This window comes from Thermalbibacter longus (assembly GCF_023806485.1).
GTDB lineage: Bacteria > Chloroflexota > Chloroflexia > Thermomicrobiales > Thermomicrobiaceae > Thermalbibacter > Thermalbibacter longus.
On the sequence record NZ_JAMSLR010000012.1, the window covers coordinates 18,695 to 32,482 of the forward strand.

The window sequence follows — 13,788 nt, forward strand, 5'->3', positions numbered from 1 at the left end:
TTTCAGCGAGAAATCGAGAAGATGTGCGATACTTCAGACAGTGGGGAGAGGGAACCCCGGGCCTGCGGCGGCGCGGCCGGTTCGTGCCCACGATCACCGAATCTGACCGCGCTCGGGCCCAGCCTCGGAGCGCATCGCAGAAAGCGGGGTCACTCTTGAACGATTCCCAATCCGGGACGTACCGTCCGGTCAACCAGGCACGCCTGCACGAAGGCGTCGTCCAGCAGATCACCCAGCAAATCGTCAGCGGTGCGCTGCAGCCTGGGATGGCGCTGCCCACTGAACCGGAGCTTGCGCGGCAGTTCGGCGTCAGCCGAACCGTCATCCGCGAAGCGGTTCGGGTGCTTGCCTCGAAGGGGCTGATCACCGTGCGGCACGGGAGCGGCATGTGGGTTCAGCCGCCCGACGCTTGGGATCACCTCGACCCGCTCATCCTCTTCGAGCGCGTCCGCTCGGGCCAGGATGTCGACTGGCTGGACGAGGTGCTCGAGCTCCGCAAGGTGCTGGAGCTGGCCGCCGCTGAGCTGGCCGCGAAGCGGCGCACGCCGGCCGATCTGGAAGCGATGGAGGCCGAGCTGCGGGCGATGCGCGGCCTCGTCCACGATCCCGCAGTCTTCGCTCAGCATGACGTGGCATTCCACGAGGCGATCATGGCCGCGGCACGCAACCGGCTGCTGCGCGAGGCGCGTCGCCCACTGTCGCAGGTGCTCTTCAGCGGCTGGCGGCTGACCGGTCGGACACCCGAGCGCGTGCGGCGCTCGCTGGAAGGGCACGAAGCGATCTATGCCGCGATCGCGCAAGGGGATCCCGATCAGGCGCGCGAGGCGATGCGCCGCCACCTGGAGCAGTTCGAGAAGAATATCCGCGAAGACCTTCTCCCCCGGTACCTGACTGCCCGCGAAGGGGCGAGCAGCGAGCTGCGCGAAGCGTGACCAGTGGCGACTACTCGGCCCACTCGCGGGCACGCTCGACAGCTCGTCGCCACCGGGCATAGCGGCGCTCGCGCTCGTCTTCGCCCATCGCTGGCTCGTAGCGTACCGCCGGCCGCCAGTTCGCGACGACGTCGGCGGTCGTCCACCAGCCCAGACCCAGGCCGGCCAGCAGCGCCGCGCCGCGCGCCGTCGCCTCCGTCGTCTCGGCGACCTCGACCGGCACTCCTAGCACATCGGCCTGGAACTGCATGAGGAAGGAGTTGCGGGTCGGCCCTCCATCTACTCGCAGGACTTGCAACGGCGCTCCAGCGTCAGCTTCCATCGCCTCGACTACATCCCGCACCCGGTAGGCGATTCCTTCCAGGGTGGCGCGTACCACGTGCGCCCAGCTCGTGCCGCGGGTCAGGCCGATGATCAGCCCGCGGGCCCGCGGATCCCAGTAGGGCGCGGCCAGGCCGGAGAAGGCCGGGACGACGTAGACATCACCGCTGTCGGCCACCGAGCGCGCGATCTCGTCGCTCTGCTCCGGTCGGTCCAGGATGCGCAATCCCTCGACGAGCCACTGCACCGCCGCGCCGGTCGTGTAGATGCCGCCGTCGAGGGCGTAGCTCGCCTGACCGCCGATCGTCCAGGCGACGGTCGTCACCAGGCCGTGCTGGGAGAGACGCGGCACCGGCCCGATCTGCATCAGCACGAAGGTGCCGGTTCCGTAGGTTGCCTTGACCATCCCCGGTTCCAGGCACGCGTGGCTGAAGAGCGCCGCCTGCTGATCCACGGCCAGTCCGGCCACCGGCACAGGCTCCGGCCAGCCGGGCAATTCCACCGTGCCGACGACGCCGGTACTCGCCACGACGTCGGGCAACATCGAGCGCGGGATCTCGAAGAGGTCGAGTAGCTCGGCGTCCCAGTCCAGAGTACGCAGGTCGAGGAGCGAGGTACGGGAGGCGGTGGTCGTATCGGTCAGGAAGAGGCGGCGAGCGGAGAGGTTCCAGAGGATCCAGGTATCGGTGGTACCCACGAGCAGCCGGCCGGCGCGGGCCAGCCGCTGCGCGTCCGGCACATGGGTGAGGATCCACCAGACCTTGGTCGCCGAGAAGTAGGGATCGAGGTAGAGTCCGGTACGCTCGTGCACCAGCCGCTCGTAGCCGGCCGCAGCCAGCTCGGCGCAGCGGCCGGCCGTGCGCCGGTCTTGCCAGACGATGGCGGGGTAAACCGGCTGCCCGGTCTCGCGATCCCAAGCCAGGACAGTCTCGCCCTGGTTCGCCAGACCGAGCCCGGCGATCTTCGTCTGCGGGGGCAACGCCGCCAGGCAAGCCGCGATCGCGGCCCGCGTCGTCTCCAGGATGTCCTGCGGGCTCTGCTCGACCCAGCCGGGCTGGGGATACTGCTGCGGCAGCTCGGCAGCCCCCTCCGCCACGATGCGCATAGCGCGGTCGAGGGCCAGCACCTTGGTACGTGTCGTTCCATGGTCGATACCGAGGATGATCTCCATGTCCGGCTCCTCCTGACGCTTCGTGGAACGGCCTGGCGAGCTGCCGGCAGCCGGCGCTCCTGGGCCAGTTGCTAGCCGGAGATCGGGAGATACCCCTTTACCTTGCCGCCCTCCAGGTTGAGGATCGCCGCCCGCAGGATGCCCTCCGCATACTCGCTCCCGACGTTCACGCACAGCGTACGCCCCAGCTTCCGGAAGCCTGGCGACTCGTGGATGTGGCCGTGCAGCCCCAGCAGCGGCTGGAACTCCTCGATGACCCGCCGCACGGCGCGCGACCCTACCGGCTCCATCAGCACCTGGCCGCCGGCATAGCGGATACGCAGCTCCTGGTCGAGCGCGGGGGCCGTATCGAGGCCAGAGTCGTAGGGTGGCACGTGCACCAGCAGGATCGATCGAGCGGGTTCGCGAACTCCGCTGAGGAGGCCACGGAGTTCCCGATCGATCTGCTCCTCTGGCCAGTCGCGCGGGCAGCGCCAAGGCGTCTCGTTGCTCACCCCGAGGCCCACGAGCGTGTACTCCCCGCCGGCCAGCTCGATCCGGCGTCGATCCACGTTGACGACGCTGCCCGCGCAGCGCTCCAGAATCTCGTCGACGAAGAGCGGGTCGTCGTTGCCCGGGATCAGGTAGAGCGGGATGCCGCGAGGTCGCAGGTGCTGCTCGGCCAGCTCGATCCAGCGCGTAAGCTGCTCCTCGATCCCGCGACGGAAGAGCTGGGCCTGCTCGGCCGGGTGCTCAGCGTAATACTGGGCTTCATCCGCCGTCATCTCCTGGGCGTAATACCCCACGTTGGCGATCAGGCGGCGGAGCTGCTTCAGCTCGGTCTCGGTCTCCGCCGCCCGGCGAACACCAGCGATGACCGCCTCGTACCTGCCGTCGACCCGAATCAACGGCACCAGCGCCTTCCCGGTCAGGTCGCCCCCCACTACCAGCGCCCGAGCCTCGTACATCAACCCGGCGCTCAGGAACTTGCGAAAGACCAGCTCCGAGGCGTGGAAGTCCGACGAGTACACGATACGGAACAGCTTCACCGGCCACTCCTCCAGCACTGCCGGGTCACGTCGCTCCTCCTCTCGAGGCGTCGCCCCCTACACCGGTGGGATCTCGCGGAACGTCCAGGCGAGATCCACGCCCTCGCGCCGCAGGCGGTAGAGCCGGCTCGCCACGTGGACGGCGATACCGATCAGGAAGATCAGCAGGAAGGTCAGGACCGTGCCGCGGCCGATGCCGCCACCCACCGCTGGGAAGAGGAAGGAGGCGAGGATCATCCAGCCCAGGTACACCAGCGTGACCGCTCCGATCAGCGTCACCACCGGGAGCGATCCCAGCTTGGCACGCACGATGCGCGGCGCGGCTTCGAACAGGTCTGGCTTGAGGAACGGCAAGAGCGTGATCGCCAGTACCGGGACGATCTGGGTGATCACCGCGAAGAAGACGAAGTGGAGCTGGGTCGCCAGGATGCCGCGGGTCGCGGCGTCGAGCACGCCGATCTCGGCCAGGATCGCGATCAGCGTCACCGCCACGACGGGACTGCCGACCCGCGGGTGGACGTAGGCGATCCCGCTGGGGATGATCCGGTCGAACGCCCAGGAGAAGATGATCCGGCTGGTGTAGAAGAAGTAGGTCTGGGCCAGGTTGATCAGCGTGTAGATCCAGCCGATGGTGATCAACCCCACCACCAGCACGTTCGGCCGCAGGATCGAGGCGTAGAAGGTGATCCAGGGCATCGCGAAGGTGTCGGTGTTGTTGTAGAGATACCCTTCGGCCGCGATCCACTCCAGCGGTACCAGCCGCTCCAGCAGCAGGTCGGCCGCCGAGAAGACCAGCCAGGTGATGATCAGCGCCGACCAGGCGCCGATCAACAGGTTGCGGTGGGCCTCCTTCACCTCACCGGCGAAGAACGTGGGGATGTAGTAGCCATAGTAGATCCAGAAGCCCATGATCAGCCCGGCGAGCGTCATGATGGCCACGTTGGGCGAGTACTCCATCCCGGCCTGCACCGCGAGGTCGATTCGGCTGGCGAAGGAGCCAGCACCCATGAACCGGTCCCAGGCGCTCTGGAACGCCTCCGGCCCTGGCGCGGTCGCTAGCGCAAAGTAGATCACCGCCCAGGCCGCCAGACCTAGGAAGAAGCCGACCTCCAGGATGCGGACGATCGTCTGCGTCGGGAGCAGCATGGTGGCCCAGGTCAGCAGGACACAGGCGGTGCCGATCACGAGGATCCCGGTCGAGGATGCAGACCAGGTCGCCAGGTCGGTCGCCGTCTGGTTGTTGAACAGGATGCCGATCGTCCGCAGCAGCGTCGGTAGGGCCGTGCCGGGGATCCAGGCGATCAGCCCGCCGGCGACCACGCCGCTGAAGAGAGCCAGTACCCAGCTCGCCCCGAAGGCCAGGGTCGGGTTGAGGATCCGGCTGGCCAGGACGTAGTCGGCGCCCGAGCGGGGCATCGCGGCTCCGATCGATGCGTAGGTATACGCGTGGAACAGGCCGAGGATCATCGCCACAGTCAGCACCCCGATGATCGAGGCGCCCGGCCAGACGGAGGCGACCCAGGAGAACGGGATCAGACCGGACGACGACAGGCTGATACAGTGGACTCCGAACACCATCGCGCCGAAGGCGCTGATAGTCCGCACCAGGCCGGAGCTCTGGCGGACGAAGAGTCGCTGCGTCGCGCTCATCACATGACCTCCCCTCACTCTCGCCGCAGCCGTGTGGGCGAACGATCGCCCTCGCTCACGCGAACGGCCATCCGCGGGCCTCGACGGTGAGCGGCGCGTCGACCGGCCCCTCGGGGCGCAGCCTGAGATAGACGCTGCGATGCGGCTTGGCCGCCGGGGCGAACGCCTGCCCCCAGCGCGTTCCCGAGACCACTGCGCGTAGCCGGACGGCACGCTGCGCCGGCTCGACGCGCACGGCCAGCGTCACCGGGTCGAGCCGCTCGCCGTACCAGCGGAGCCGCTGCGGCACGACGGCACGCACGCCCGTGCCGGGAAGCACCTGCTGGACTCGCTCGTTGCCGGTCGGTGGCGACGACAGGTAGCGCCAGACGCCCAACGCTGCCCGTTCGCCGTCCGCGAGCGCGTAGTCGGCCGGATCGGCGGCATGCACGAGGTTGCCGCAGGCGAAGATGCCGGGCAGCTCGGTCTGGAAGTCCTGGTCGACCAGCGGTCCCCCACCCGTCCGCGGATCGGACGGGATCCTCGCCTGGGCCACCAACGTCGCCTCCGGGACGAACTCGCCCGAGAAGATGACCGTGTCACACGGGATCTCGTACGACTCCGCGGTCTGCCTCCCTTCCGCGTCACATGGCACCACCTCCACTCCACGTACCCGCCAGTCTCCCAGGACGCGCGACACCCGGTGTCCCAGCCGCAGTGGGATACGCAGGCTACGCAGCGACCACCATTCGTTGGCCAGATAGCCCTGCCGGTAGGGTCGCTCCTCGACCACCGCCGCGATGCGGCAGCCGGCTCGCGCCAGCGTCCGCGCAGCTACCAGGCTGATGTCGTCAGACCCGACGATCACCACGTCCCAGCCAGGCAGCAGCCCGAGGAAGGTGTGCAGGCGCTGCACCACGCCGGTGTTGAAGACCCCCGACGGGCGCGGGCCGGGCACCAGCCGGGTGCTTCGCGGCCGTTCTCGGCAGCCGGTCGCCAGCAGCAGCGCCTGGGCCCGGTAGCGAACCAGCCCGCTGGGGCTGACAGCCAGAACCGTCCGCTCAGGCGTGACTTCCAGGACAGTGGTCTCGCTCTCGATGCGTACCCCGGCCCGCCCGGCGCGCTCCACTAAGCGAGCAGCGAACTCCCGCCCGACCATCAGCCTCCGGAAGGCCCAGAGGCCGAAGCCGGGATGCTCGCACTGCGCTGGGAGCCCGCCCGGCACCGGCTCGCGGTCGAGCACCAGCGGCGCGACGCCCAACTCGGCTAGCCGGGTCGCCGCGCCCAGCCCGGCCGGCCCGGCGCCGATGACCAGCACGTCCACCTCCCGCTCAGCGATCACTGGCCCCTCAGCCATGCCGATGCCTCCCTGGCGGCTCGACCGGCGGCCCGACGACCGGCGAGCCCGGCCCCGACTTCGTCAAGCCGGTGACCGGTATCCGCAGCTCCCGGCTCATCACCTGGAGGATGGCGGCGGTACAGTAGAACCCCTGGCAGCGGCCGGCCATCGCCCATGTCCGCTTCTTGACCGCGTCGAGCGTGGTCGCCGGGATCGGCGCCCGCACGGCGTCCCGGATCTCCCCCTCGCTCACCAGCTCGCACAGGCACAGCACGCGGCCGTACGCGGGATCGGCAGCCACGAGCTCCGGCCGGGAGCACGGACGCGGCAGGCCCGGCACCCAGCGCCGCCGTGGACGCGGCCGCAGCGGCGACTCGCTGCTCGCAAGCGGCTCGCCGGCCTCGAGCAGCCCGCGCACGACCTCCCGCGCGACGGCCGGCGCCGAGGAGAGACCGGTCGAGCGGATGCCGGCAGCCAAGACGAGCCGGTGGCGGGGATGGATCTCGATCACGTAGTCACCCGCGGGACTCGCCGGGCGCAGTCCGGCGTAGGTGGCGATCACGGGCTCGTCGGCGAGCGCCGGGGCCAGCCGCAATGCCCCCTCGCGGGCACGCTGCAAGCCGCTCGCCGTCACGGCGAGATCCCGCTTATCGCTGACGTCCTCGGCCGTCGGGCCGAGCAGGACGTTCCCGTTGGCCGTCGGCGCGACCAGAATACCCTTCGAGATTGGCGTAGGAACCGGGAGGTGAATCAGTGGCACCTTGGCGCGGGCCGATTTGTCCAGCACCAGGAACTCGCCCTTGCGCGGGGCGATCACCAGGCCATCAGCGCCCGCCCAGCGGGCGATCTCGTCCGCCCACAGGCCGGCGGCGTCGATGAGCCAGCGCGTGGTGATCTGGCCACGATCCGTCAACACCCGGTAGAAGCCGTCCGGGCTGCGGTCAACCCCAGTCACCCGGTGGCCGAAGTGGAAGACCGCACCGTTCACGGCTGCCTGCTCGGCCAGCGCGACTGTGGCCGTAAAGGTGCAGGTCACGCTCTCGCGCGGTACCAAGAGCCCACCGACGACGGAGGGGTTGGCGGCCGGGGCGAGAGCCAGCACCTGGTCGCGCGTGAGCAGCTCGACGTCGGTCACGCCGTTCTCGAAGGCGTTGCGCCGCCAGCGCTCGAGCTCCCGGGCCTGCTCCTCGTCGAGCGCCAGCATGACCGCACCGGTGCGGAGGATCGGGACATCGAGTTCAGGTGCCTCACGCTGCCAGAGCCGCCAGCCCTCGGTGACCAGCCGGGCCTCTCTCGTCCCCGGCTTGGCGTCGAAGCCGGTATGGAGGAGGCTGCTGTTCGCCTTGCTCGCTCCCTCGCCGACGTCCCAGGCCTGCTCCACGACCCCGACGCGCACCGGGGAGCGAACCAGTTCGCGGGCGATGGCACAGCCGATGACGCCAGCCCCGACGACCAGGTAGTCGTAATCGCAGGCTGCAGTGACCACGCTCACCACGTCACCCCGGTAGGTGCAGCATGACCCGGAAACGGACACGGTCGCCGCGGTAGAGGTCTTTGGCGTACTCGACCGGCAAACCGGTGGAGGTGAACGCCAGCCGCTCCCAGAGCATCAGTGGCGCCCCTTCCGGCACGCCGAGCACCTCGGCCTCGAAGCGCCGGGCCAGCGTCGGCTCCAGCGTCTGCTCGGCGCGGACGAGAGCCAGACCGTACTCCTCGTCCAGGATCCGGTAGATCGAGCGGCCCTGGAGGTCGAAGCGCTCGAGCCCTGGGCAGAGCTTGACCGGGAAGTGCGAATACTCGAGCGCGACCGGCTGGTTATTGCCAGTGCGCAGCCGGACGATCTGGTAGACCTGGTCACCCAGCGAGAGGTTGAGAAGCTGGCAGAGCTTGCGGCTCGCCGGGACCGTCTCGACCGAGAGCACCTGGGCGCCGGGCTCGAGCCCGTGGCGGCGCATGGTCTCGGTGAAGCTGAGCAGGAGGTGGGCCGGCACGTCGACCTTGGGGTCGGCGACGTACGTGCCGCTCCCCTGAACCCGACGGAGGAGCCCCTTGCTCACGAGGTCGTTGATGGCCTGCCGGATCGTGCCGCGGCTGGCACCGAACTCGGTGACCAGCTCCCGCTCGGCCGGGATGCGCGTCCCCGGTGGCCACTCGCCCGACTGGATACGCTCAGCCAGGGCCTCACGGATCTGGATATAGAGGGGAACCGTCACAGTCACCGCTCCGCTCGCTGCTTTGGTCTAGATGTCTAGACCATTATCGGAGCGACGTCGGCGGCCGTCAAGCCCCAGCAACGTCGATCGACTTCGCTCATTCCAGACCAGCCTCCGGCCTCGCAAGGGAGATGAGCTCCGCGCACCCCACCCACCGGCCACGCGAGCAGGCAGGCGCCGCGCGCTCGCGTCGCAGCCCTGGCGTCGTCCGCGTACTGGCCCGGGTCGCCGCCTGCTCTTAGGGCGAGAGTGCGCGCGGGCCCAGCCCGTGATCCGCCCCGCGCGGCGACCTGCCCCCGAGCGCGCGCCGCACAGGGCCGATCCTCGTCGCCTGCTTATCGTGACAGGAAAACGACAGCATCAGAAAACGAGACAGTTACTTGACGAAGGCGTCGCTTCTCGTCGAGTAGCCCGTCTGGCTCAGCGCGACGGTTCGGTAGCCACGGGCTGTCCCTGCGTGGTGGCCCCCGCCTGGTAGCCACTCCGGCATCCTGCGAGCGCCGCCCGAGGTCAGAGCTGCCGCTGGGCTTCCCAGCGCGGCGGCACGCTGAGTACAGCGCGCGTTGTGCGCGTCCGCGCGTCCAGGTAGTCCGAGGAGGTGCAGGCGAGCGGTCAGAAGAGGCCCGCCTTGAGATAGGCGAGGCCGAAGAGGAGCGAGACCAGGAGCAGCGTCACCAGCACGCCGAGCAGCGCCGGGAGCCAGGCTGAACCACGAGCGCTTGCCCCCTCCGGCATCTCAGCCGGGTCGTTGACTTGTGGCCGGTCTGGCCCAGTCTCGACCATGGCGCACGCCTCCGCAGCCTGGCCCCTCGGATCGTCCCGGACGTCCTTCCCGGCCTAGCCGGAGACCTTCGTCGGTCTCCTGTCCCCGTACAGCACAGCATGCCGGTCTAGAGCCATAGCGGCGGCCGGAACCCTAAGCGGCACCGGACAGGCCCCGGCCCGGGAAGGAGCCCACCGAGCGCGGCAGCGCTAGCGCGCTCGCTGCTCGTAGAGCTGGCGGGTGAGCATCGCCTGCCCGATATGCTCGCGGTTGTGCCCGATCGCATGCAAGACCCACCACGCGCCTGGGAAGCGCCGGTTCAGCCGGTCGCCGGCGGGCGCGCGCACGGTGGCCAGATCTTCTTCGGTCAGGCGGTCGATCCGGGCCATCGACTCACCCTCGACCGAGTCGATCAACTGCAGCAGGGATGTAGCGTCCGGCGCCTGGTAGCGGAAGGCCGCCTCGCGGTCACGCTGGAGCGTCTCGCCCAGCGCAGCGGCCAGCAGGTAGCGCTCGGCGTCGAGCAGGTGCGCGTACAGCACTGCGATCGAGTTCATCTCCGCGCCCGGCGACCAGTTCAGCGCCTCGGCATCCAGCCCCTGGATCAACTCGCGCATCACCTGGTGCTGGTCGCGCAGCGCCTGCCGGAGGCCATCCCGCAGCGCCTCCATCCCCTGAGCCATCCGTGTCCTCCTTCCCACGTCTCACCGGCGCGAGCGACGCCACCCCTCGGCGCGCTCCTCTTCCATGAGCTGCTCCAAAAGTCCCTGGTAGCTCGCATAGCGGCCCGCGTCGATGGCACCCGACTCGACCGCCGCCCGCACGGCGCAACCAGGCTCGGCGAGGTGCCGGCAGTCGGCATAGTAGCACGCCCCGAGATAGGGGCGGAATTCAGGGAAGCAGCGATCCAGTTCGCTGGACTCGACACCCCACAGCCCCAGGGTACCGATGCCCGGAGTATCGGCGATGAAGGTCTGCTCGTCGAGCTGGATCAGCGAGGTCACCGTGGTGGTGTGGCGACCGCGACCTGTCGCCTCGCTGAGCTCGCCGATCCGGATGTCCAGGTCTGGCCGGAAGGCCTTCACCAGGCTGGACTTGCCGACACCCGAAGGGCCGGCGAGCGCCGAGAGCTTGCCAGCGAGACAGGACCACAGCTCCTCCAGACCAGCGCCGGTAAGCGCGCTCGTCTCGACGACCCGGTAGCCGGCTCGGCGATACGGGTCGAAGAGCCGGCGCTTGGCGCCGTCGTCGAGGTCGATCTTGTTGACGCAGACGACCGCTGGGATCTCCTGCGCCTCAGCGATCACCAAGAAGCGGTCGAGCATCGGCAGGCTCGGCTCGGGTTGGGCGACCGCGAACACCGCCACGAGCTGGTCCAGGTTAGCCACGATGACCTGCTCGGCGTCCTCCGCGCCACGGGCACGCCGGGAGAGCGCCCGCGTCCGCGGCGCCACCGCCTCGATCACGCCCTCACCCGGCGCGACCCGGCGCACCTCGACTCGATCGCCGACCGCGACGAGATCGGTCTTGCGCCGCTCGCGCTTCAGGCTGCCCCGCACGACGCAGCGGAGCACGCCTTCCGGTGTCAGGACGTCGTAGTACTGCCCGTAGCCCCGAATTACGAGGTTCGGCGGCCAGCCCGATCTCACCTCACACCTTCCGCCGCGCAGCAGCTCCGGCGCTAGCCCTACTCACGCATCTCTCTGTCGCATCGCTGCGAGTCTACCAGGCGGCGAGCGCTGCGGCAGTCAGGACGGCTCGAGACCAGCTAGCGCTCAGGCCCACCGGCGGCAACCGGCACGGTCGCCTCGGTGGCAGCCCGCAACGTCTCGGCTTCGGCCGGCCGCGTTGCCGGTAGCGGCAGGGCATGCAGCACGAGGTAGCAGAGGCTACCGAAGAGCAGCGCCACGATGCCCGAGTGCGCCAGAGACGAGGCGAGGCTGAGCCGGCTGAAAACGAGCGCGGCGCCGCTCGCCGATTGTGCCAGCACTAGCCCCAGCGCGATCAGGCTTCCCCAGAAGAGGTCCGGCCGTTGCCGACGCCAGCGAGCCGCGTAGATCGCCAGGACGGCCAGCAGCAGCGTGCCGGCCAGGGCCGCCAGGCGGTGCAAGAACACGATGCCCACCGGCCCGGAGAACCCGGGAAGGAGCTGTCCCTGGCAGAGCGGCCAGTCCAGACAGGCCAGGCTGGCATTGGTATGGCGGACGTAAGCGCCGAGGTAGACGATCAGATACGTGAAGCCGACGGAGCCCCACGCGAGCGCCGCAAAGCCAGGCGGCAGCGGCGATAGGCGGTACCGCTCGCTGCGGCCCTCCTCTAGGAGCACCACCGCCATCAGCAGCACGCTGGCGAAGGCGGTGAGAGAGACGCCGAAGTGGAGTGCCATCACCAGCGGTGACTGCGGCGCCAGAACCGCCCAGGCGCCCAGGCCGGACTGCACCAGGAGCGTCAGCACCATCAGCGGCAGGAGCACCTGGATCTCCCGCCGCCGACGCCAGTACAGGAGGACACCGACAGCGAGACCGGCCATCAGTATCCCCTCGATGCCGGTGATCAGGCGGTGGCTGTATTCGATCAGCGCCGGCGGTGAAAGCGGCGGGATGAGCCGGCCATGACAGAGCGGCCAAGAGCGCCCGCAGCCCTCGCCGGAGCCGGTCGTCGTCACGGTCGCTCCGAGCATCACCACCAGGAACATCCCGACCGCCGTCGCGACGGCTAGCCGCCGCACCAGGCGTCGCCCGCGCCCTTCGACCATCGGTTGCCTACCTCCCGCCCGCTCGGCCGGCACGGGCCGGCCCGCGCCGGTTCCGTCACCGCGCTCAAGGATAGCGCGGGTGGATGGCGACGGCCCGGTGGCGAGAGCAGCCGCGCAAGCGAGAGGGCGAGGACACCAAGCCGGGCCCTAGGAGACCGGCCAGCCCGCAGCGAACCGGAGCCTGAACCGGCGGCACGAGCGATGGCCCGCGTATGCTGAAGCCTTATGGGCTGCTCGGCCCTACGGATCAGGCGCTCCGCCGCTCGCCTGGCAGCAGGCCGATCAGGCGGAGGAAGGACTCGATCTTCTCGAGCTCCCAGAGGCTCATGTCCACCGTCACCGTGAGCGAGATGCCGGCCTCGCCGGGCAGAGTCCAGCGCTGCGCCTGGGGGTACCCGGGTGACGCTGGCGCGAACTCCGCCGCTGACGCTTCGTCCGGCTGCGCGGCTTCTTCAGCCCGCAGCGCCTGGACACGCGCGGCCAACTCCGGAGCCAGCACCAACCGCGAGGGCTGCCCCCGAACCCCGCGCCGGAACAGCCCGAGCCCAGCCTCGTCGGCCAGCCGGAAGAAGAACGTGCGCGCTTCCTCCACGCGGTTCCGGGGCTGGCCTAGGCGCATGTCGACCTGCCACACCCGCTCGACCCAGGGGGCATCGACCACGCTGAGCCCTTCGGCCAGTGCCCGCTCGAGGACGACCCCGTAGGGCGGATACTGGAGGATCGCTCGAGCGAGCTCGAGCCGCCGCTCGTCGTCGCTCGTTGCGTAGGCCAGTCGCCGGCCAGCTTCGGTCAGCCGGATCTCCGCCCCGTCGTCCCGGCTGATCAGGCCGAGCTGCTCGAGGGCGTTCAACGTCTCCCGCAGGGTCTCGCCGCCGCCGAGCCGCGCTTCCAGCGCCGCGCGCTCGATCCCCTTGCCCTTAGCGTACTCCAGCACCTGAAAGAGCAGTCTCGGCTCGGTACGGTACGGGAGAAGGATATCCATGCATTCCTCCGTTTCGATCACGTCGATGACGCGTGCTGCGTGACCATCGATTACCTCAAGTATCCCAAGCCGAAGAGTACTCGTCAAGCGATGCTCGATCGTGTGATTCGTCACGCAACTGCAATCGGCACGCATGCGAGACGAATGACGGAGGATAGCGGCCCAGCGATCCGCTACCGGCCCACCCGGCACGAGCAGCAGCGCGCACTCGTGCTCCCGCCCGGACCCGCGATACCAGGTATCGGCCTGGTCTTGCTCGTGGCGCGGGCCGGCCCGCCCGATGAAGGAGCAGCGAGCCGCATCCGCAAGGCCCGCAACGCCGCCAGGGTCGCACTCGCCAGCGGAGCCTTCGCTGGCGCACGTAGCACTCTCCCGAGACCTCGACCGGAGCGCGTCCAGCCCTCGACCTGCCTCGCCACGAAGGCCCGAGGGGCGATCGCCTCGACCGTCCCGATCGATCGGGGCGCAGCCTCAGCCACTCCCCAGAGACGCATGCCGTATCGACCTCTCGGCCTCCTCGGAGCGCGAGCCGCACGGCCGAAGGGCCGAGGAGATACCCCCCCAGCCAGACAATCGCCACCGAACCCCTTCGGCGCACGCAGCGGCTTCGAGCCGCAGCGATGGCCCGCGCAGGCCATCGCTGCTCCGCCCGCGT

General features: G+C 69.6%; 12 protein-coding genes. 1 reads left to right on the forward strand and 11 read right to left on the reverse strand.

Going from position 1 to position 13,788, the window contains the following annotated elements:
* The first annotated feature begins 155 nt into the window (after positions 1-155).
* Entirely contained in the window at positions 156-932 is a 777-nt protein-coding gene (locus NET02_RS13700) for a FadR/GntR family transcriptional regulator (RefSeq protein WP_284057991.1), read from the forward strand.
* 10 nt (positions 933-942) lie between these two features.
* On the opposite strand, the gene glpK is transcribed toward NET02_RS13700, so the two are convergent.
* The 11 genes from glpK to NET02_RS13755 form a co-directional block, all read right to left on the reverse strand.
* A complete protein-coding gene (gene glpK / locus NET02_RS13705; RefSeq protein WP_284057992.1) occupies positions 943-2,424 on the reverse strand; it encodes a glycerol kinase GlpK in 1,482 nt (493 codons plus the stop codon).
* A 71-nt stretch (positions 2,425-2,495) separates the two neighbouring features.
* A complete protein-coding gene (locus NET02_RS13710) occupies positions 2,496-3,452 on the reverse strand; it encodes a metallophosphoesterase family protein (protein ID WP_284057993.1) in 957 nt (318 codons plus the stop codon).
* Positions 3,453-3,509: 57 nt separating this feature from the next.
* Positions 3,510-5,102, reverse strand: coding sequence for an APC family permease (locus NET02_RS13715; RefSeq protein ID WP_284057994.1), 1,593 nt, complete (start codon positions 5,100-5,102; stop codon positions 3,510-3,512).
* A gap of 55 nt (positions 5,103-5,157) precedes the next feature.
* Positions 5,158-6,438: an NAD(P)/FAD-dependent oxidoreductase gene (locus tag NET02_RS13720; protein ID WP_284057995.1), complete on the reverse strand. Its 1,281-nt coding sequence runs from the start codon at positions 6,436-6,438 to the stop codon at positions 5,158-5,160.
* Entirely contained in the window at positions 6,431-7,912 is a 1,482-nt protein-coding gene (locus NET02_RS13725; RefSeq protein ID WP_284057996.1) for an NAD(P)/FAD-dependent oxidoreductase, read from the reverse strand. The genes NET02_RS13720 and NET02_RS13725 overlap by 8 nt, the downstream gene beginning before the upstream one ends.
* A 4-nt stretch (positions 7,913-7,916) precedes the next feature.
* Positions 7,917-8,639: a GntR family transcriptional regulator gene (locus tag NET02_RS13730; RefSeq protein WP_284057997.1), complete on the reverse strand. Its 723-nt coding sequence runs from the start codon at positions 8,637-8,639 to the stop codon at positions 7,917-7,919.
* Positions 8,640-9,245: 606 nt separating this feature from the next.
* Positions 9,246-9,416 (reverse strand): hypothetical protein, encoded by a 171-nt coding sequence (locus NET02_RS13735; RefSeq protein ID WP_284057998.1) that lies wholly within the window; start codon positions 9,414-9,416, stop codon positions 9,246-9,248.
* 189 nt (positions 9,417-9,605) lie between these two features.
* On the reverse strand, positions 9,606-10,079 hold the full coding sequence (locus NET02_RS13740) for a DinB family protein (RefSeq protein ID WP_284057999.1): 474 nt from the start codon (positions 10,077-10,079) through the stop codon (positions 9,606-9,608).
* A 21-nt stretch (positions 10,080-10,100) separates the two neighbouring features.
* Positions 10,101-11,045: a ribosome small subunit-dependent GTPase A gene (gene rsgA / locus NET02_RS13745; RefSeq protein ID WP_284058000.1), complete on the reverse strand. Its 945-nt coding sequence runs from the start codon at positions 11,043-11,045 to the stop codon at positions 10,101-10,103.
* Positions 11,046-11,164: 119 nt separating this feature from the next.
* Complete coding sequence (locus tag NET02_RS13750; protein ID WP_284058001.1) at positions 11,165-12,151, reverse strand: COX15/CtaA family protein; 987 nt, start codon at positions 12,149-12,151, stop codon at positions 11,165-11,167.
* A 247-nt stretch (positions 12,152-12,398) separates the two neighbouring features.
* Positions 12,399-13,133, reverse strand: coding sequence for a hypothetical protein (locus NET02_RS13755; protein ID WP_284058002.1), 735 nt, complete (start codon positions 13,131-13,133; stop codon positions 12,399-12,401).
* Positions 13,134-13,788 lie beyond the last annotated feature (655 nt).

Bases quoted from the DNA above. Each gene is read 5' to 3' on its own strand.
- glpK (WP_284057992.1), bottom strand. From the start codon at position 2,424: ATGGAGATCATCCTCGGTATCGACCATGGAACGACACGTACCAAGGTG.
- NET02_RS13715 (WP_284057994.1), bottom strand. From the start codon at position 5,102: ATGAGCGCGACGCAGCGACTCTTCGTCCGCCAGAGCTCCGGCCTGGTG.
- NET02_RS13720 (WP_284057995.1), bottom strand. From the start codon at position 6,438: ATGGCTGAGGGGCCAGTGATCGCTGAGCGGGAGGTGGACGTGCTGGTC.
- NET02_RS13735 (WP_284057998.1), bottom strand. From the start codon at position 9,416: ATGGTCGAGACTGGGCCAGACCGGCCACAAGTCAACGACCCGGCTGAG.
- NET02_RS13740 (WP_284057999.1), bottom strand. From the start codon at position 10,079: ATGGCTCAGGGGATGGAGGCGCTGCGGGATGGCCTCCGGCAGGCGCTG.
- NET02_RS13750 (WP_284058001.1), bottom strand. From the start codon at position 12,151: ATGGTCGAAGGGCGCGGGCGACGCCTGGTGCGGCGGCTAGCCGTCGCG.
- NET02_RS13755 (WP_284058002.1), bottom strand. From the start codon at position 13,133: ATGGATATCCTTCTCCCGTACCGTACCGAGCCGAGACTGCTCTTTCAG.